Annotated in this window: 17 protein-coding genes and 4 pseudogenes; 15 read left to right on the top strand and 6 right to left on the bottom strand. The window is 36.6% G+C overall.

Annotated features, from left to right (window positions below; all coding sequences use genetic code 11):
- Positions 1 to 914 precede the first annotated feature (914 nt).
- Complete coding sequence (locus IPL24_12675) at positions 915 to 1,205, top strand: hypothetical protein (GenBank protein ID MBK8364482.1); 291 nt, start codon at positions 915 to 917, stop codon at positions 1,203 to 1,205.
- 1,252 nt (positions 1,206 to 2,457) lie between these two features.
- Here the strand turns inward: IPL24_12675 and IPL24_12670 are convergent.
- Positions 2,458 to 3,424: pseudogene (locus tag IPL24_12670) on the bottom strand (DUF808 domain-containing protein).
- Between the two features lie 222 nt (positions 3,425 to 3,646).
- Here IPL24_12670 and IPL24_12665 point away from each other — a divergent pair.
- From IPL24_12665 to IPL24_12650, 4 genes and pseudogenes are all read left to right on the top strand, one after another.
- Positions 3,647 to 4,066 (top strand): hypothetical protein, encoded by a 420-nt coding sequence (locus IPL24_12665; protein ID MBK8364481.1) that lies wholly within the window; start codon positions 3,647 to 3,649, stop codon positions 4,064 to 4,066.
- A gap of 134 nt (positions 4,067 to 4,200) precedes the next feature.
- Complete coding sequence (locus tag IPL24_12660) at positions 4,201 to 4,626, top strand: DUF1801 domain-containing protein (GenBank protein MBK8364480.1); 426 nt, start codon at positions 4,201 to 4,203, stop codon at positions 4,624 to 4,626.
- Positions 4,627 to 4,653: 27 nt separating this feature from the next.
- A pseudogene (locus tag IPL24_12655) lies at positions 4,654 to 5,450 on the top strand (alpha/beta fold hydrolase).
- Positions 5,451 to 5,707: 257 nt separating this feature from the next.
- Positions 5,708 to 6,466 (top strand): T9SS type A sorting domain-containing protein, encoded by a 759-nt coding sequence (locus IPL24_12650; protein MBK8364479.1) that lies wholly within the window; start codon positions 5,708 to 5,710, stop codon positions 6,464 to 6,466.
- Between the two features lie 528 nt (positions 6,467 to 6,994).
- Here IPL24_12650 and IPL24_12645 read toward each other — a convergent pair.
- The 4 genes from IPL24_12645 to IPL24_12630 form a co-directional block, all read right to left on the bottom strand.
- On the bottom strand, positions 6,995 to 7,300 hold the full coding sequence (locus IPL24_12645; protein ID MBK8364478.1) for an IS110 family transposase: 306 nt from the start codon (positions 7,298 to 7,300) through the stop codon (positions 6,995 to 6,997).
- 77 nt (positions 7,301 to 7,377) lie between these two features.
- Complete coding sequence (locus IPL24_12640) at positions 7,378 to 7,779, bottom strand: transposase (GenBank protein ID MBK8364477.1); 402 nt, start codon at positions 7,777 to 7,779, stop codon at positions 7,378 to 7,380.
- Between the two features lie 405 nt (positions 7,780 to 8,184).
- The gene (locus tag IPL24_12635) at positions 8,185 to 8,268 is read right to left on the bottom strand and encodes a T9SS type A sorting domain-containing protein (protein MBK8364476.1); all 84 of its coding nucleotides are present in this window, start codon (positions 8,266 to 8,268) and stop codon (positions 8,185 to 8,187) included.
- 25 nt (positions 8,269 to 8,293) lie between these two features.
- Entirely contained in the window at positions 8,294 to 10,801 is a 2,508-nt protein-coding gene (locus tag IPL24_12630) for a hypothetical protein (protein ID MBK8364475.1), read from the bottom strand.
- A 225-nt stretch (positions 10,802 to 11,026) separates the two neighbouring features.
- Between IPL24_12630 and IPL24_12625 the strand changes: the two are divergent.
- The 10 genes and pseudogenes from IPL24_12625 to IPL24_12580 all read left to right on the top strand — a co-directional run bounded on the left by IPL24_12625 (position 11,027) and on the right by IPL24_12580 (position 17,951).
- A pseudogene (locus IPL24_12625) lies at positions 11,027 to 11,345 on the top strand (winged helix-turn-helix transcriptional regulator).
- Positions 11,342 to 11,837, top strand: a pseudogene (locus tag IPL24_12620) (SRPBCC domain-containing protein). Before IPL24_12625 ends, IPL24_12620 begins: the two co-directional pseudogenes overlap by 4 nt.
- Complete coding sequence (locus IPL24_12615) at positions 11,834 to 12,043, top strand: hypothetical protein (protein MBK8364474.1); 210 nt, start codon at positions 11,834 to 11,836, stop codon at positions 12,041 to 12,043. The pseudogene IPL24_12620 and the gene IPL24_12615 overlap by 4 nt, the downstream one beginning before the upstream one ends.
- A 156-nt stretch (positions 12,044 to 12,199) precedes the next feature.
- Complete coding sequence (locus IPL24_12610; protein MBK8364473.1) at positions 12,200 to 13,024, top strand: T9SS type A sorting domain-containing protein; 825 nt, start codon at positions 12,200 to 12,202, stop codon at positions 13,022 to 13,024.
- A 219-nt stretch (positions 13,025 to 13,243) separates the two neighbouring features.
- On the top strand, positions 13,244 to 13,597 hold the full coding sequence (locus IPL24_12605) for an SRPBCC domain-containing protein (protein MBK8364472.1): 354 nt from the start codon (positions 13,244 to 13,246) through the stop codon (positions 13,595 to 13,597).
- A gap of 186 nt (positions 13,598 to 13,783) precedes the next feature.
- Positions 13,784 to 14,584, top strand: coding sequence for an alpha/beta hydrolase (locus IPL24_12600; GenBank protein MBK8364471.1), 801 nt, complete (start codon positions 13,784 to 13,786; stop codon positions 14,582 to 14,584).
- A 49-nt stretch (positions 14,585 to 14,633) separates the two neighbouring features.
- Positions 14,634 to 15,479, top strand: a complete 846-nt coding sequence (locus IPL24_12595; GenBank protein MBK8364470.1) for a LytTR family transcriptional regulator DNA-binding domain-containing protein — start codon at positions 14,634 to 14,636, stop codon at positions 15,477 to 15,479.
- Positions 15,480 to 15,641: 162 nt separating this feature from the next.
- Positions 15,642 to 16,310: a hypothetical protein gene (locus IPL24_12590; GenBank protein MBK8364469.1), complete on the top strand. Its 669-nt coding sequence runs from the start codon at positions 15,642 to 15,644 to the stop codon at positions 16,308 to 16,310.
- 30 nt (positions 16,311 to 16,340) lie between these two features.
- A complete protein-coding gene (locus IPL24_12585) occupies positions 16,341 to 17,573 on the top strand; it encodes a hypothetical protein (GenBank protein MBK8364468.1) in 1,233 nt (410 codons plus the stop codon).
- Between the two features lie 120 nt (positions 17,574 to 17,693).
- Complete coding sequence (locus IPL24_12580) at positions 17,694 to 17,951, top strand: zf-TFIIB domain-containing protein (protein MBK8364467.1); 258 nt, start codon at positions 17,694 to 17,696, stop codon at positions 17,949 to 17,951.
- Between the two features lie 92 nt (positions 17,952 to 18,043).
- Here the strand turns inward: IPL24_12580 and katG are convergent, their stop codons facing one another.
- On the bottom strand, positions 18,044 to 20,284 hold the full coding sequence (gene katG, locus IPL24_12575) for a catalase/peroxidase HPI (protein ID MBK8364466.1): 2,241 nt from the start codon (positions 20,282 to 20,284) through the stop codon (positions 18,044 to 18,046).
- Between the last annotated feature and the right edge of the window lie 102 nt (positions 20,285 to 20,386).

Genomic DNA, 20,386 nt, shown 5'->3' with positions numbered 1-20,386 from the left:
CAGATCTTATTTTACTTCTAAACGAATCAAATTAATTTTTTTTTTCAAAAACATTTTTGAAGAGTAACCACTATCAAATTGGCAACCTTCTTCACAAATTGCAGAGCCTCGAAGAGGTCATGTATTTAGCAAAGGAAAAAGCCCTGACGAGCCCGACGCCGAAGAGGGTCGCATAAACAATAATATCCTTTCATCTTTTATAAGTAAAAATCAAGAAATCAATTTTAAAACACCAGTGAAACATTGTAATGCCGTAGTAGTTCGGATTCCTCATTTTTCGCTTTTTGTCAATAGCTATCGGAGATCTGCGGGAAATTTTTCAAAAAAAATAATTTCCCGCAGATCTCACAGATAAATCCGATAGGCGCAGATCTTGTGAAAGTAATTAAAGAGTTTTAGTTAGAAGCGCCAATAATTTTATCAGCTAAGCAAATCACAAAATCTGATTTTAATTAATAATACTTATCATATGCGTAAAGTCTTTGTAAACCCATCACCGATCTGCGCCTTATCTGCGCCTTTATCTGCGAAAATCTGTGGAAATTTTTAAGCGCTGTTTATTTCCCAAGGATCCCGCCGATTTTTACAATTCACAAGGCACTCAAAGACAACAAAAATCTGCGATGAATCTACGGAATCTGCGAGATCTGCGGGAGAAAATTAAGCATCATGGTTTCGGAATCGCATTATAAAATTAGGGCAAATTGTTCAGGAATTCAGTAAAAATTGATATACTTGTATTTTAGGACAATTAATTTGGAAAAAATTATTGAGGTTTTACAATCAATCGTTTTCCTAAATTCCACCTTTGGTTGAGTGGCAAATACATTATGGCAATATTTTAACTCTATGAAGAAAAGGCACGCTTAATACTATTTTTCTTGGTATTCGTAGCAAAAGAATTGACTGCGCAGTTGACATTTCAAAAAAACTATGGTACTCATTATGTGGATTATGCTTCTAAAATCATTCAAAATAATAACGGCGACTTTTTCATAACCGGTGTCACTCAAGGTTTTGGTGCCGGTGGAAATATCTTTTTAATGAACATGGCTAGCGATGGGAGCATCAAATGGGTTAAAGATTTCTTTGGTGTAAACAGCGATATACCTTATGATATGATTTCAAATCAGGATGGCGGATTTTCTCTTGTTGGTAGTACCTGGGTTTTGGAACAGGTCATTCAAGATTCGGAATATTTATAACAACTGATTCTTTAGGTAATGTTAAGCAAACAACTACTTATCGGAGACTGCCGTTGAATATGATGAGTTATATTGTATACAAAAAATAAGTATTGGATTTGACTGGGAGGAACTGCCAGACAATTTACAGGTCCTTGCAATTTACAGAACAATTCATCTGGAAATATTATCTGGTCGTATTTAATTTCTCCCGCCTACTTTCAAACCTTGATAAAATCAATTTACCAATGTAGTGATAGTGGATTAATTATATTACGATCGGCATCACAGTCATATTTTTCTCACTTATTAAGTTAGACCAATATGGAAATTTTATTTGGGCAAAAGATTTTTCACGAATGGTGGTAATATGTCGATGATAGCCAACAAAATGGTGCATACAAGTGATAATGGATTTATTGTTACCGGTCCTTTTTACCCAATGCTTTGGTGCAGATCAAGATATTTTTGTTAAAAACAGACAGTGCAGGAAATCCCCTTTGGTTTAAAACTTACGGTAATACATTTTAGGAAGCAGGTGAGGATGTAATCAAACGTCAGATCCAGGGGGTATGCTATTACAGGAAGCACAAAACAGATTGGCTTGTGCAAACCACGCATTCTTAATAAGAAAAAGCGATTCAGTAGGAAATTTTGAATGGCTAAAACATACGGTGATATTTGGAATGATAAATCTTCATCAATCATACAGTCACAAGATGGGGGGGATATGCTCTTGTTGGTTATACTTATTTAAACGGTGTACAACCTGATAGCATAAATATACTTTTGTGAAAACTGATTCTATTGGAAATTCTAATTGTAGGGATACTTCCAGGTTTCCAATAAGCCAGGAAGGTGTTTATTATTTGTCGAATCCCCCTATACAACAACTCTATGGGATTTCAACAAATCCAGGAGTAGTATCAAGCCTGAAAACATTTTCGAAACAAATTTGCACTCAAATTTGTATTAGGGAATGTATTTATCCATTTACCCAAATCCAAATAAAGGAATATTTTACATTAATAGTGGTGATGCAGAAATTAAAACATTGGAGGATATTCAATACACTTTGGGCAAATAATTTATTCACATCAGATAAGTTGTTGTACAACCGAGATTGATTTGAATCAATACTCAGGAGTTTATTTTATTCAGGTGATGTCAAAAGAAGGTGAAATTAAGCAAGGAAAGGTAGTGGTGGAATAATAGGAATAGATCACGTATGCAACGAAACTGCGCTTAACAGAAAAAGGATGCGATCAATTGATCATGGGACATAAGTGTGAAAAGGATAGTCCTCAATATTGGTTTTACTTTTGCTTTTAAAACCTTTCTTCACAAGTAAAACAATTTTCTCCACAACAAAGCCTAAGATCAATCCGGCAATAGCACAAGCAACTGCCTTAGCAAACCAGGCTACAACAGGCATTGCAGATAATTTGGTTTCAAGATCGTGAAGTAAAATGATTTGTAAATGGAATGCCATGCGCTATGATCTCTGCACCTACCCAAAGCATGGCAGCAGTACCGACAACGCTTAATACACTTAAGATATGCGGCATAGATTTTACAATTCCACGACCGAATTTCCGGGTAAAGCTGTGATATTTTTCCTGAGCTAAGTGTACTCCTATATCATCCAGTTTTACAATAAAGCCAACAAGTCCATAGACTGCAATTGTAATAAAAACAGCTACTGCCAACATCACCACTATCTGGTTTAATATAGGGCTGCCCACAACCTGGCTATATGCAATTGCCATGATTTCCGCTGACAAGATAATATCCGTACGAACAGCACTTGTAACTCGTTCTTTCTCCAGCTCCTCCGGTGTAATAGCTTTTATCTCTTCAATATTAACATGTGCATTATCATGTCTACTGAACATAGAATGTACCTTTTCATAACCTTCGAAACATAAATATGCTCCACTAAACATTAGAACAGGAGTAATTGCCCAAGGCGCAAAGTATCCAAGCACAAAGGCAGCGGGGCTGAGAATAAGTAATTTATTTATCAGTGATTTTTTGGCAATTTTATAAATGATAGAAAGTTCGCGGGATGGATCAAGGCCCACTACATACTTTGGAGTAACCGCTGTATCGTCAATGACAATGCCCGAAACTTTTCCTGTGGTCTTGGCGACCTGAGTAGGTACATCATCCAGACTGGCTGCGCTTACTTTTACCAATGCTGAAATATCATCTAATAATGCAAAAAATCCTGACGCCATAATCTCTGATTTATCTACTTAATTTTCGTTTTAAATGAAATGAACTTTTCTTTGCAGAAAAGGCAGGATTCAAGTAGCTTTCTGAATTATAGCTCTAACTTGAAATATTATTTTGTAATTTGCCCGCTCAAACTTAAACATTATTTTTTAAATGGATCGAAAATAGTAGTTCAAGATCCGAAACAAAAGTGATGCGGAGAACCAGTGAACTTAAGAAAATTAATGAAAACACTCCTCCTGTTAATTAATTTGTTAGCGATTTCCGAATTTTCATTTTCAATAGGTGGAAATGATACGTTAAATGAAGTTACATGTAACCAAGTTGAACTTAGACATGGAAGACTCTATGGCGATTGGCATTATGTAATTAATTCAGAGAAAGAATTTCGAAAGATAATTGGTGGACGTTCAGGTATTGATTTTTCTGCGTTTACTTTATTAGGAGTGGTTACAAGTTCTGGTGGTTGTCAACCTCCTGAGGTCTCACATTCAGTAAAATATTCAAAGCAGGCTGATGAATATTTTTATGAATTGAAGGTAAAGGTTAATGGGCTTTGCGAACCGAATCATCTGATTGAAATTTGGTGTACCATTGCTAAAATATCTGATAGTTCTACAGTATCATTCAGCAAGCAGGAGTAAAAAATACTTTTACGATATAGTTGTAAGTACTACTAATTCTAAGAAAGGGAAGTTTGAATTACATTTATCTTACATTTTCGAAAAGTAATGTTTTCAAAAATTAGTGCAAGAAAAATTGCTAATTAAGTGATCAGATGAATATAAAAGAACAAATCAAAGACTATATCTCAAGTCAACCCGAAGCGAAGAAAAACGATATGCAGGAATTACACCAAATCATTCTGAAATTGATGCCGGCTTGTAAGTTATGGTTTCTGGACGGGAAAAATAGTGAGAATAAAATTGTATCGAATCCCAATATTGGATACGGGCTTCAAACTATGAAATATGCCGGAGGAAAAACCAAAGAGTTTTACCAAATTGGTTTGAGTGCCAACACAACAGGGATCTCTGTTTACATACTTGGCCTTGAGGATAAGTCGTACTTGTCTAAGACTTATGGAAAAGATCTTGGCAAGGCAAGTGTTACCGGGTATTGTATTAAATTCAAAACGCTTAAGGATATTAACATTGAAGTTCTGAAAGAGGCAATACAATATGGCGTTAACGAAACAAAATAAATTATTGGAGCGAATTTTAATTTTGCGATGAAAAGAATTTTATTTAAAACACTTAATGTTCTCTTAATTCTATATCTGGTTGTATGTGGAATTTTATTTTTCTTTCAGGAAAAACTGATTTTCTTTCCTCAAAAATTAAACAAGGAATATCAGTTTAGTTTTGATCAGGAATTTGAAGAAATTAATATCAAAACGAATGATAATGTCCTGCTTAATGGTTTATTATTTAAGTCTGATAGTTCTAAAGGTTTAGTTTTTTATCTCCATGGCAATGCAGGTTCATTAGGTAATTGGGGTAGTGTCGCCAAGACCTATACAGATCTGAATTACGATGTTTTCATATTAGACTATAGAGGGTATGGCAAGAGCGATGGTTCAATTAATAGTCAAAAGCAACTTTTCGCAGACCTGCAATTAGTTTACGATGCAATGAAGAAAAAGTATAGCGAAGACAAGATTGTAGTTTTGGGTTATTCAATAGGATCGGGGCTTGCTGCTTATTTAGCATCTACTAATAAACCTAAATTACTGATTCTTCAGGCACCTTATTATAACTTAACAGACTTGAAGTCGCATACATTTCCAATTATTCCAACCTTTATTTTAAAATATAAATTTAAAACAAATGAGTTTATAAAGATTGCAAAATGCCAATTGTTATATTTCATGGAAATCAGGATGAGGTGATATATTACGGATCATCGTTAAAACTGGAAAAGGAATTTAAGCCCGAAGATAAATTGATCACACTTGATGGTCAAGGTCACAATGGAATGACTGATAATCCGGAGTATCGAAAGGAAATACAAGCGGTATTATTGTAAAAATGAGAAATCAACACACCGCTTGGAGTTAACCATAAAAGTTATATCTTCGAATTACGAAGCTCGCAGGCTTGTTTTAATCCTAGATAATGTTTAGATGAAATTTGCTTTAATAAATACTATACTATTTCTCATTTTGACTTATACAAAGGCGCAGCCTAATCTATATTTCCAAAATAATCCTGTATGGCAAATTCTAAGTTCCTGCGCAGTGCCTGCACCTTGTATACGGGAAGAGTCGAAGAATTATTACTTAAATGGAGATACTCTTATTAATTCATATACTTACAAACAAGTATATAAGAAAGGGCAAGGGCTATTATTACTGGTGGACAGCGCCACCTCCGGATTGTTCAGGCTCCTTCTGGTACATTGACACACTACCCGCCTTTTTTATTCGATCAAGCGGACAGCAGATTTTTCTGAGACAACTCAATGATACAAATGAATATCTGTTGTTTGATTTTGATCTTTCAGTAGGTGATACATTACCTGTCACATATAACAACCCTCAAAGTGATATTTATGTTTCAGGTATAGATAGTATTAATACTCCTCATGGCTATCTCAAACGTTATGCACTGACCGGAAACAATACAGCTCAATTTCTTATTGAAGGGATTGGCAGTACAAATGGCTTGGTTGAACCTATTTCAGTTATACTTGAGTGTGGACACTCACTTACTTGTTACAGTTTAAATGATACAGCAGTTTATCCAACGTCAGGTCCGACTTGTAACTTGAATATTAATGTAACTTCTTACAACAGAAATATAAATGTTGCATTTTCACCTAATCCGTTTTCTGTTCGGACTGTTCTGATATCTGACCAGCATTTATATAATGCAAGACTAACCGTAGAAAATTGTTTCGGCCAAACTGTGGCCCAAATTGAAAATATCAGTGGAGAGAATATCGTATTTAGTAGAAATGAACTTTCAAGTGGTTTGTATATTTTTAAGTTAACACAAGACAATAAAATAATTGCAACAAATAAAATAATTATTACAGACTGACTAAATATTTAATTTAGCCAATTATAATAAATGAAATCTTTCGAAATAAAAGAGATAGATTTTAAACCAGACATTCGAGTTCACCAAGGTTTCAGCACAAGTGCAAAAATAGGGCGATTATAATATTGTGTTCTTGTGACGAATTTTAGTGCACTCCAATGAAAGAATTTATCCAAATTATTTTAAAAATTTATTATTTGATGGTGTCTTGTTAATTGCCGGAAAAAACATGGCCAGGCCTCGTGTGAAGCGTTTTTCTGGCAATTAATAAGATCAGCAATCCATACCTAGTTGGGTAAACTCCAATAAGCAGTCATCGTTTTGAAGCTGCAAGCATTTATTAATTGTAATAATAAAGGCCGCCTACTTGTGTGAGCAGTCTTCCATGAAGGCGCTGCAGTTCACTAATTGCGGTCACTTTATTTTGGATTGATCTGATTGTAATTTATAATATATGGTCGCTTAAATTTTAATGTATAATAGATTCTTACCAATAATTTTCTTGCAACTTTACTATTATTTTCCCTGTTACTTTTTTTCCAACATGTCTTTGTAATACTCAATTAATTCGGGATCTTTTCTAACTGCAGTCCAGGCAGCTTCAATTATATACGAACGTAGAACTGATTGACATCGTTTGGTTAGTCCTCGTACTCTTAATTTGTCTCCTGATTGATATATGTTGGGTACTAATCCCATGTAACTACAGAATTCATCTACTCTCTTAAATCTATTGACATCTCCTATTTCGCATAGTAAAGCGATAGAAACAATCTTGCCTATGCCGGGAATAGTGTTCAATAATTTATAATTCTCCTTGTGATTAGTTTGCACGTAGGATAACAATTGTTTTACTACTACTAAATATTCTTGCTGCAAAAAGTCCAATCGACGTAACATGGAATCAAGACTTAGGCGATTAGTATTTGTATCCATTGGTATTGCTTGCAACCATTTTCTAAACGAAAGACTCCAATTTCCATTCTCGTATTCCTTTTCGATTTGAGTCCCGTTAAAAAAAGAAGAGAACGAATATTGTTTTTTACAACCCTCAATTGTTTTACTAATTTATTTCGCTGACGAAACAAGTTTCGAAATCCTTGTTGTGCTCTGTCTGGTTGAAAGATTCCCTGTACTTCACCTTTGCTTAATTCGCGGGCTATTTTCCTGCAATCAACACGATCGGTTTTTCTTTGGGTGTCTTTATCGCTTCCGGGAATATCAACTGCATTTAATACCAAGCATTCAAAACCATACGATTTTAACTGTTCACTGATCCAGTAACCGCAGAAACCGGCTTCGTAAGAACATATAACTTTATAACTTGAAAATTCTTTTGGATGTAATCGTACAAAATCTCAGGATTTGGTGGCTGAGTAAAGGTTTTGTGTTCAAATTCCTCCGTCCGCATACAAACTGACCATTGATTTTTGTGTACATCTAATCCAACATACAATTGATTGACTTTCCTCAGAGAACATTTCTACATTTGTTTTCATAGCGTTGAGTTTATAAGTTTACAGCATTCAAGGTAGTACTTGAAAAGACTGTTTAAAAACCCTTTGGGTTCTCAACGTTTTTCTTTGCATAGATACTTGTGTTAAAAAAAAATTACTTAACACAGCTTGTCCTTAATGGAAAAATAAAACGGGCTATAATTGATCTTATCAACAATAGCCCGTTTGTTTAATTCTCTTCTTTACAGAGAAAAAGTATTATTACATTTTTATCAGTCGAATCGTCTGACTTTCATTTCCAAATGATATTTTAACAAAATAAATTCCTGAAGAAAGATCTTTCAGGTTTAGTTTGCAGTGTCATTTGCTTTCAGATTTTCCTGTGATACAAAATGCGTTTTCCAAATGCATCAATAATGTTTATTTCAACAACTCCCGGAGTTTCATTTCCGAAATTGATATCGATCATACCTGTACTAGGATTTGGATATATACCAACATTCCGGATTGGCTGTGATGTATTTCTGTTCGGATTACATGGTGTTGTAGTAATAACAATGGCATCAAATGCTTCGCATGAATTTCCGTCTGTAATCAACACAGAGTAAACTCCGTCAGTAGAAACGGTTAGTGTTTGATTTGTTGAGTTATCTGACCAGAGATATTGATACCCTGAACCTGCATCGAGTGTTAGAGTAGATCCTGCGCAAATTGTTGTATCAGCGCCTAACTCAACTACAGGTGATGCGAATTCAAAACCTATTACGATTGTTTCATAATCAGGACATCCGACATAGTCAGAAACTTCAACTGTGTATGTGCCCGGTGAAAGGTTGTTTACACTTGCAGTTGTTGCACCACCCGGCATCCATAAGTATGAATACGGTAGGGTTCCACCTGAACCGCTTGCTGTAGCACTTCCATCTTCACCATTCTGACAAGTTGCATTGCTTGATGAAACTATACTCGCAACGATTCCTGCTGTATTGCTTACAGTTCCTGAAAGTGTTTGCTGGCATCCGTCAACATTGTCTGTTACTGTAACTGAATAAACACCTGCAGTTAATCCGGTAGCATTAGCACCTGTGCTCACAGAAGGGATCCATACATATGAGAAGTTTCCGCTTCCACCTGTGATCTGGACACGTGCAGTACCATCCGACGCCTGACATGTTGCTGCTGTTGTGCTCATGCTGGCAGTAAATCCGACTGTACTTGTAATTACAACTGAATTGGAGGTGTTACAATTATTAGCATCTCTTACTGTTACAACATAAGTTCCTGCTGTAAGATTGGTGATTGAACTTGTATTTTGAACAGGAGTCGTATTCCAGCTATAAGTATATGGAGCGGTTCCACCGGCAACAGTACAAACAGCACTTCCCGGTTGTCCGGAACAGTCTGCATTTGTTGATGTTGTTGTCGCAGCTAATGCAGGAGGTTCTGTAATAGTTATGTATTGGTAAGATGAGCAACCAGTTGGACTGATCACATTCACACTATATGTTCCTGCTGTAAGATGGGTAAGATTAGGAGTTGTTCGTTCTCCCGGCATCCACATTATTTCAAAAGGACCTGTACCGCCAACGTTCATGTGAACAGAACCATTGTGTCCGCCATTGCAACTTACGTTTGTAGTAGCAATTTGTGGTACAGCTCCCGGTGTCACATTAATAACAACTGGCAATTGCGATGCTTGTGCCGGTGTTCCATCATCAGTAGCAATGATCATCAGTTGATTCAATCCAATGTTAGAAGCCTGACCAACTACCTGAACAGTAAATGTAGAAGTATTTCCGGGCAATGAAGTAACGGTAACACCACTCATCGTAGTTGATGTAGTGACTGTTGTAATTTGTCCTTGCTCAGGAGATAAGAATGAACCTTCAATTAATAAAGTATCACCTTCACAAACGGTCAAAGGATCACACGCCTGTGAAGAATTCAAAATTGGTGGAACATTACTTCCGCTTTGACAAACATTAAAAATGAATGACTGATTATCGAGAGCATCTATACCATCGTTGTTTGCAAATGGCCCGTCGTATTGCGAACCTGCCTGATCAAACAAACCAATTTGAATATAGTCAGTTCCATTTCCACTATTTACACCAACTGTTGCAGGTACTCCGCCAAATCCACCTGCACCTTGTGAAGCATCACCTGTTGTCCATTGCATGTCCTGGTAACAAAATGAAACGTTTGATCCGGGAGGTAATAATGGATCGAAACCATCTGTAATGATCAATTGAAAAGTATTTCCAAGGTCATCATGTGAATTAAAATAACCGACATTTTCCCATTGAACAATTAAATGCGTAAGAGTAAGTTGATAATATACAATTCCACTTGTAGCACCACGTGTATCTACATCGGCCCAGAAAGGTGCAATCATTGTATAGGTTGGATCAGGAAACGAATTCGCTGTGAATGTTGCGTATGGATTATTGATCGATACATTTCCGTTATTGTTGATGTACATAAAATTTACCTGCTGTCCGTAAAAGCAAAATGGAAATGGAACAGTGATCTGTGTTGTTGACCAGTCATCATTTCTATAATCGGGAGGTAAGCCGGGACCACCACTACCACCTGATCCGTCGAACTGCGCAACTTGCCAGCTTGAGTCACGTGGGATCCAACATGCGCAACCGCTTGCAGTGTTCACTGAATTTGGAATTGTCAGATTTGGAGAAATCCTGGCTTGACTTTTTCCCAGGGCATCAAAATTAACATACTTTTCAGATCCGTTAAGTTTGCCATCAACCTTTGCCTGATTGACTTTAGCCATATCGATTGTTTTTACATCGATCTGTGAAAACAATTGCGATGTGAAAATCAGCAATGCTCCGATAATAAAAGTAATTTGTTTTTTCATAACTGTTGGGTATTAGGGTTAGTGAAAAGTAAATTACAAAATGGGCAGGAGATGTACAAATATATTTGGTCAGTAAACCGGATTAAACAAAATACATTGCTATTTTTAGTTTTTGCGGTAGAAATTGCGGTTTTCAAAGGGAAAAATTAGTTAAAATAAATTTGCGCAACTCAAAAGTTGCATATATATTTGCAACCTGAAAGTTGCATATTTAACCTGATAGAAATGAAACAAGACCTTTTCCAAGCCATAGCCGATCCTACGCGCAGAGCTATTTTAACGTTAATTGCTATTCAGGCATTAACGCCAAATGCAATGGCTGAAAAATTCGATATGAGCCGGCAAGCAGTTTCGAAACATATTAAAGTGTTACAAGAATGTGAGTTGATCAAAGCTGAACACTCGGGGAGAGAAATTTATTATCACTTTAATCCGAAAAATGCAGGAGTTTGATAACTGGATATCACAATTCAGGAAAAGCTGGGAAATACAATTTACTCAACTCGACAAAGTATTATCAACCATTAAAAAAAATAAAAAATGAAAAACGATTTGTTATTTGATTTTACCGTTGACAAGACAGCAAAAACGGTATTTATTACGAGAGAATTTGCAGCTGAACTTTCTTTAGTTTGGGATGCATTTACAAAAAAAGATATTCTTGATCAGTGGTCGGCGCCTGCACCGTTTGTCGCGAAGACAAAGTATATGAATTTTGAAGTTGGTGGAAAAAGATTTTATGCCATGGTAAGTCCGGATGGTCAGGAACGATGGGCCATTCAGGAATACACATCCATTAGTCCTAAAACAAATTTTAAATTACATAATGCTTTTCCGATAAAGATGAAAATCCGGAATTGCCGGGATCAGAATGGGATTATACTTTCAGTGAAGAAAACGGAGTTACTAAAGTGACAATTGTAATTTTAATGAATCGTTTGATCGTATGGAAAAATTGTTGGATGGATTCAGATTAGGATTTACTGCAACTTTGGAAAATCTTGAAGAATTGTTGAATAGTCTATCAGAAAAATGATTTTTGTATTCAAAACTTCTGTCAAAACAAAAGTTCAGTTAAAGAAACTTAAGCCTCACATTGACGAACTCTTACCTGGTGCAATATGGAATTTTGATCTCGAAGACATCGACAAGATTTTACGTTTGGAAAGCGATGAAGATGTAGTTTTGAGTATAGTAAATTTGCTTATTCACCACAATTTTTGTTGTGAAGAACTGAAATAATTGAAAATAGCCTTGTGTATGCCAGGTTATTCCAATGTGTAATTAGAAAATTTATAAAGGTTAACAGAATTCAATTTAATTGTTTAGTTTAGATTTCAAATAGTAGTGCGGGACATGGCACGGATTCGTAATTCAGCAAATTTTAAAGAAACTAAAATGAAAAAATGCAAATTGATTTTTCTGTACCTATTGGGTTTCAGTTCTGCCTATAGTCAAAGTTTCACAAATCCGTCTTTAGAACTCTGGAGCAATATAGCTGTTTGTGAAACGAACTTACCACCTGATGGTTGGAATAATTATTCTAATGTCGGACTTGGTCCGGATGAAGGAAATCTGACGTTGTGTCCCTCAACAATTCCGCCTACTGCGGCAAATGGAAATATCTATGCACGATGTCTTGCAGGAAATCCTAATACAGGTGAAGGAATGTATCAGGATATATCCAATTTGATAATTGGAACTACCTATACGATCTCGTATAATTATTGTGGATCAAACCGATGGGGTGGATCTGGAGATTGTGTCTGGCATTTATTTATTGATGATATAGACGTAAATCAATCTGCCATTTTTAGTTCAGCTGATACGGTGTGGCATACGAACTTCTATACATTCATTGCAACTGCGGTGACTCATAAGGTTGGTGTAAGAGCATACACTCCTACATATAATGGTGGTGGAAGTGCGGCCATAGATCTTTTTTCTATTGAGCAATCAAAACCGACAAGCATTCAGAATGGTTTTTTGGCATCGGAATTTTCTGTTTATCCTAATCCATTCGGAACTTATTTAACACTTGAAACAAATCATCAAATTCCAATGACATTTATTCTCACCAATGTTTTAGGTGAGCAAGTATACCGGAGCGAATTCGTTGACGTTTTAACGTTCAATACTGATGACCTTTCGAAGGGTTTGTATTTCTATGAAATATTCGATGGCAACAGAAATTTAAAGAGTGGAAAGGTTGTTAAAGATTAATAACTTGTGTTGGGGAAATAGGAACTGCATTAAATAACATTTTAAAATTTTCGTTAATTTTGAAGTGAAATTAACACCTGTCATTTTGTGAGTAATCCAAAATAAATTTGTCGTATTCAGCCACGAAGATTGTCGTATTTACACTACGACTTAGTTAATTCGGTTATCGACATTTGCAGGAATAAATTATATTTCAAAAAAATATTAAAAAAACGAGAAATGAAAAAACTGCATTTCAAAATTGCTATTTCAGCTCCGCTAAGTGTTGTTTATGATAAAATGCTTGGTCTGAGTAGTAAAAAAAACTATGAACAATGGACAGCATTGTTTAACCCAACTTCAACTTATGAAGGTAATTGGAAAAAAGGAAGCAAGATTCTTTTTGTCGGAGTAGATGCGAATGGAGAAAAGGGAGGAATGGTATCTGAAATAGCTGAAAACAAACCTGACGAATTTGTCTCTATTCGACACTATGGCCTTGTACAAGGTGAAAAAGAAATTACTGAAGGTCCGGAAGTAGAAAAGTGGGCGGGAGGTTTTGCAAATTATTCTTTTGAAGAGTGTTCAGGATAGCGGAGTTCGATTCAAGACTTTGGCTAAGAATGTTACTTTTTAATTTTTTATCATTTTATTTAATTATCAATAACTCATAAAAAATTAATTCTGTATAAGAGGATTTTATAAATGATAATTCGATCGGTCAAAATATTTCTTACGGCATTGATTTTATCAGGCTATGCAAATTCACAAAAGAATAATATGAGTGTTGAATATTTATCCACAGAAAGTAATGATGGCAATCTTACAGGATATGCTCCTGTTAATGGTCTGAATATGTATTTTGAAATTCATGGGGAGGGAACTCCATTAGTCCTTATTCATGGTGGTGGTTCAACCATTCAAACTACATATGGCAAAGTGTTGAACAAATTAGCTGAAAATAATAAGGTGATTGCAGTTGAAATGCAAGCGCATGGACACACAGCTGATATTGATAGGCCATTGAGTTTTGAAAAAGATGCAGATGACATTGCAGAACTTTTGAAGTATTTAAAAATCGACAAAGCAAATATTTTTGGATTCAGCAATGGGGCAAGCACAACGCTTCAATTTGCAATAAGGCATCCGGAGTTGACTAATAAAATAATTGTGGCTTCTACTTTTTATAAGAAATCCGGTGCGCCAGATTGGTTTTGGGAAATGATGGCCAATCCTACTTTTGCAGGGATGCCGCAACCGTACAAAGACGCATTTCTAAAGATCAATCCGGATACAAACGCACTTCACCGAATGTACGAACGCGACGTAGCAAGAATGCAATCATTTCCCGATATCACAGATGAGCAAATAAGATCGATAAAAGTTCCTGCATTGATTATTATCGGAGATAAAGATGTGACAACTCCTGAACATGCAAATGAAATGCATAAACTTATCTCAAATTCGCAGCTTGAAATTATTCCGGGTGGACATGGGGAATATATTGGCGAATTGACAACTCCTCAAGATACAACGAAGATCAGGACAACAGTTGAAATGATCAATAACTTTCTGGATTAAACTTTACAACTCGTATATTAGCCACTTAGATCAATACAGGTTATATCAAGTGACTCTACAACTTCTCAATCAACCATATCCTTTCAGTTTATCACAAAAGAAAAAACTGATTCAGGCTTTTATGTTCGGCCTTTTTGTTTTTTTATTCCTTGCTATCTTTCAACCTTTCGGACTGCTCAGTTACAAAAGTGAAAGTAAGCTCCTTCACATCCTGGGATATGGGGCTATTACATCTTTTTCAATGCTGTTGAGCAATTTAGCATTCACTTTTATTTTTCCTAAATGGTATAACTTCAAATCGTGGACAGTTGGAAAGAACATTGTTTATATTTTGTGGATGTTCTTATTTATCGGAATGAATAACTGGATCTATTCTGTTCTATTGGGATTCTGGGGATTTTCGATCAGGGCATTTTTTGTTTTTCAGGCAATTACTTTACTCATTGGTGTTTTTCCGGTGACGATCAGCACATTTATAATTTATCACAACCGTTTAAAAGCAGCTCTTCAGGAAGCGCAATCTCTGAATCAGAATATTCAAGCCCATCAAGAGGTCAATGAAAAACTAGTCGTGAAAATTCCTTCTCAGAATAAATCGGAGGATCTCAGTGTAGAACTCGATAATCTGCTTTATGTAAAAGCTGTAGAAAACTATGTGGAAGTTTGCTTAAACAACAAAAAAGTGATTCTTCGGAATACCCTAAAGGCCGTTGAGCAGTCACTTGCCGATTTTCCGCATTTCAAACGATGTCACAGGAGTTACCTGGTGAACCTTCAAAAAATAAAATCTTTTTCCGGTAATGCCCAAGGTCTTAGTTTGCGGTTTGAAGCACCGGATGCCGAAGAAATTCCTGTTTCCCGAGCCTATGTCCCGCAGATAAAAGCCGCTCTTTGATCTGAATTTCTTTGTTATTCAGCTTTTTTCCTTGTTATCAATCCCTGAAAGTGTTACCGGTCACAAAGTCTTGATGTCTGTCACTATAATTTGTAATCCGGAGATTAATGCAATTTCTTTGTTGCAGAATCGAAGTAACCGGTTCGTTAAACTATAATTCAAATGGAAAAACTATTTACAATTCTACTCATTCTTCACGTTGCCGGTGGCTTTGTGGGACTAATTACGGGCAGTATAAATCTGATTATGAAAAAGGGAGGTAAGCGTCACCGGTTGGTTGGGAAAATTTTTGTTGCCGGTATGATGCTGGCGGGATTTTCCGCACTTGGACTTTCTCTGATTCACCCGAATGATTTGATGTTTATGGTCGGGAGTTTCACCATGTATATGGTTGGAACAGGCAATAGATATATCAAATTGACACTGCAAGGAACAGAAAGCAAGCCACAATTCGCTGATTGGCTCCTGACCATATTTATGACTCTAAGTGGAATCTTACTTCTGGGAATCGGAGTATGGTTAATTACAAGAGCGAATAATTTCGGTATCGTGTTTGTTGTTTTTGGAGCACTGGGTCTGCAGTTCGTTATAGATGACCTGAAAAATTACAAAGGTCGATCACGTTTTAAAAATTATTGGTTGCTGGCGCACATCTCACGAATGACCGGTGGATACATTGCATCGCTGACGGCTTTTTTAGTTGTCAACGCAAAATATTTACCTATACAATTACCTTCAGTATTTTTATGGCTTCTGCCTTCATTGATTTTGGTTCCATTGATTATAAAATGGAGTCGAAAGTTTGCTGTAAAGAAAGTTGTACAGGTATAAATAAAACAGAAGATCGTTATACATATTATCATGAATCGCGTCTTCCTGCTGATCGCCATTTCTTTCAGTCTTCATTCAAAAGCTCAGCCCTATGTAGAAGGCGGTAAGACTCGTCATCGATTTGCTCAGTTAAATGTGGGTTTCGACTTCAGAACTTTTTCAGCAAGTGGAACGCATTCCGGCCTTATAAATACCTTGGGGGTATTAGAAAGTTATAAACTAAAAGAACATTCTCAATTTCGATTCATTATTGGCGGAACTCATTTCTGGGGACAAGCGGATTTTTATATTTCAGTTCCAATATTCTCTCTTCAGAAAAGTGAATTTAATACAGGAGTTGAAACAGGAGCAAAGTATTTTCCATGGCGATTAGAACATAATAAGATCCGGCCATACTTGGGAGTTTCATTACTAAGTACGCAATTTAAACAGGATGACGGAGCTACTGCTTTGCGCTTTAAGTATCCGGTTTTGGCCGGATTAAATTATTGCAGGAAGAATCAGTTAGTAGAATTAGGATGCGGTTTTATTCTTAATAATTCAGAAAATTATTTTGTGAGTACTACATCGTCCATGAAAATCAGAACTAATCAATTTTGGTTTTCTCTTGGCTATAAATTAATGTTTGAAACAAGTTTGAGCGCAGAAAGGGACTGGCAATCAGGACGAACTAAATGGCTTACGGATACACTTTCTTCATTAAACAAGTTAGATGGATTTGTATTTTCAACCGGATTTTCCTCAGTATTTTTTTTAGAATCCTCAGAACATAATACTTTTTCTCTTCCGTTCATTGATAATCACAAGTCAACTGTTTTTCCTGAATTCGGAATCGGATATTATTTTCATAAACCTGACTTGCAATTTAATTTGATATATCGAAGCATTAAAAGTGAAATTAATGCCTACGGCTTTTCTCAAATTGCTAAAAGAAAAGCATTGACTTTCGAAGCATACAAATTTCTATTCGATTTTAATGGCTTTGCATTTTTTGCAGGCGGGGCTTTGAGTAGTGAAAAATTGACAGTTTCTGAAATGAATCAGTATCATTTTTCCATTGTAAACTCCTTTATTGGTATGAGGCCAGGTATAACTTTTGGTTGGGATATTCGTCCCAATCGCTTGCAGACATTTTATCTGAGAACCACACTTAGATATTTTCCTGAACTGAATGTAAAGATGTACGATGGCTACAACTTTTCATTTGATCAGTTGGAATTTAATTTTATTCAATTAGTGCTGTTTCCCGGAAGATTGTTTTAAAGAGAAATTTGTGTTCCTTTTTATGAAAAGTTAAAGTATTTTAATGTAGCTGTGCGCCTTCCAAATGAATCTTTGAATTGTTTTATCTTTGTTAAATAATTAAAACATAAACGCAAGATTATGAAATGTCCAAATTGTAATGTGAACCTTGTGATGACAGATCGCAGTGGAGTTGAAATTGATTATTGTCCTGAATGTCGCGGAGTATGGCTCGACAGGGGCGAACTTGATAAGATCATTGATCGTTCTACACAAGCCGTACCCGGCCAACCTTTCAAGACAGAACCCCGCGAAGGCCAAAATTATATCGGTGATAAAAAATACGATTATAAAAAAAAGAAACGCGATTCTTTTTTAGGTGACCTGTTTGATTTTTAGCAGTTGTTGTTTCAAAAAGGTTAAAATAATGAAGGGGTTTAAAGTGTCAAAACACTTAAACCCCTTCATTATTTTAACCTTAGAATTACGAATTACGAATTACGAATAAGATCGAACCGATCCAGATTCATCACCTTATTCCATGCAGCAACAAAATCTTTCACAAATTTTTCTTTCGCATCTGAAGAAGCAAATACCTCTGCAAGTGCTCTTAATTCAGAATTTGATCCGAAGATAAGGTCAACACGGGTACCTGTCCATTTTACTTCACCTGTCTTACGATCACGGCCTTCAAAAACATTTTGTGAATCAGAAGTTGCTTTCCAGGTTGTGTTTAGATCAAGTAAATTTATGAAGTAATCATTCGAAAGTGATTCAGATTGTTTTGTGAACACTCCGTTTTTTGATCCATCATAGTTTGTATTTAATACACGCATTCCGCCTATTAAAACTGTCATTTCAGGTGCAGTCAATGTTAGCAATTGTGCTTTGTCAACAAGCATCTCTTCAGCAGATGCAGTATGTTTAGGTTCAAAATAATTTCTGAATCCGTCTGCACTTGGTTCAAGAACGGCAAATGATTCAACATCCGTTTGAGCTTGAGATGCATCCGTTCTTCCCGGAGAAAATGGTACGGTTATATTGTGTCCGGCATTTTTTGCAGCTTTTTCAACTGCAGCACAACCTGCAAGAACTATCAGGTCTGCGAGCGATATCATTTTCCCGCCTGTATTAAATGCAGACTGAATTCCTTCAAGTGTCTTCAGAACTTTTGCAAGCTGAGTTGGATTATTTACTTCCCATTTATTTTGTGGAGCCAATCGAATGCGTGCACCATTGGCACCGCCACGTTTATCAGAGCCACGGAAAGTAGAAGCTGAAGCCCATGCTGTCGATACAAGCTCAGCTACGCTTAGTCCTGAGTTCAATATTTTTGTTTTTAAATCAGCTATATCTTTTGCATCAACTAACTTAAATGTCACTGCAGGAAGCGGATCTTGCCAGATCAATTCCTCCTTCGGAACTTCAGGACCGAGGTATCGGGCAATCGGGCCCATATCGCGATGCGTAAGTTTGTACCATGCACGTGCAAATGCATCAGCAAACTGATCAGGGTTTTCATGAAAGCGTTTTGAGATCGGTCCATAGATAGGATCCAGTCTCAAAGAAAGATCTGTCGTGAGCATAGTAGGAGCGTGACGTAATGATGGATCATGTGCATCAGGAACTGTTCCTGCACCTGCACCACCTTTTGGTTTCCATTGTTGAGCTCCTGCCGGACTTTTTGTCAATTCCCATTCGAAGTTAAAGAGATTATCAAAAAAGTTATTACTCCATTTTGTCGGTGTAGTTGTCCATGCACCTTCAAGTCCGCTTGAAATTGTATGCACTCCATGTCCAGTACCAAATGAATTTTTCCATCCCAGGCCTTGCTCTTCAATCCCTGCACCCGCCGGTTCTCTGCTCACATATTTTGACGGATCAGCAGCACCATGTGTTTTTCCGAATGTGTGTCCACCCGCAATAAGAGCAACAGTTTCTTCATCATTCATTGCCATGCGACCAAATGTTTCGCGGATATCTTTTGCAGCAGCAAGTGGATCAGGGTTACCTAATGGTCCTTCCGGATTTACATAGATCAATCCCATTTGAACAGCAGCTAAAGGATTTTCAAGATCACGACTACCGGTATGGCGCTTGTCTGCGAGCCATTCACTTTCAGATCCCCAATATACATCCTCTGCCGGTTCCCATACATCTTCACGACCGCCACCGAAACCAAAAGTTTTAAAGCCCATCGATTCCAATGCGCAATTTCCTGCAAGGATCATTAGATCTGCCCATGAAATTTTTTGTCCATATTTCTGTTTGATCGGCCAGAGAAGCAATCGTGCTTTATCCAGATTAACATTATCAGGCCAGCTGTTGAGAGGAGAAAATCTCTGCATTCCAAATCCTGCTCCACCTCGTCCGTCTGAAATCCGGTATGTTCCGGCACTATGCCACGCCATACGAATAAAGAACGGACCATAGTGACCATAATCTGCAGGCCACCATTCTTTCGAATCCGTCATAGCATTGAATATATCTTTTTTCACAGCATTCAGATCCAGTTTTTTGAATTCTTCAGCATAGTTGAATTTTTCATCCATTGGATTTGACAAAGAAGAATACTGACGGAGAATATTCAACTTTAATAAGTTCGGCCACCAGTCGCGGTTTCGTGTACCACCTCCTGCACTTGTTTTTAAAGCTCCGCCATGAAAAGGGCATTTCGCTTCACTGGTATTGACATCAGCTAATGTTGTTTTGTTGTCTTCCTGTTCTTTCATAGTTATGATAGTTATTTAATGGAATGATTAATTTCTAGTGATAAAAATAATTTTGTCAGGCGATTATTCTGATGACAATTTACATTTAAGTCTCCGACTTTG

Source organism: Bacteroidota bacterium (assembly GCA_016711505.1).
Lineage (GTDB): Bacteria > Bacteroidota > Bacteroidia > AKYH767-A > 2013-40CM-41-45 > JADKIH01.
The sequence above is the reverse complement of the archived record's forward strand: the minus strand, read 5'-3'. Positions and strand labels throughout refer to the sequence as shown.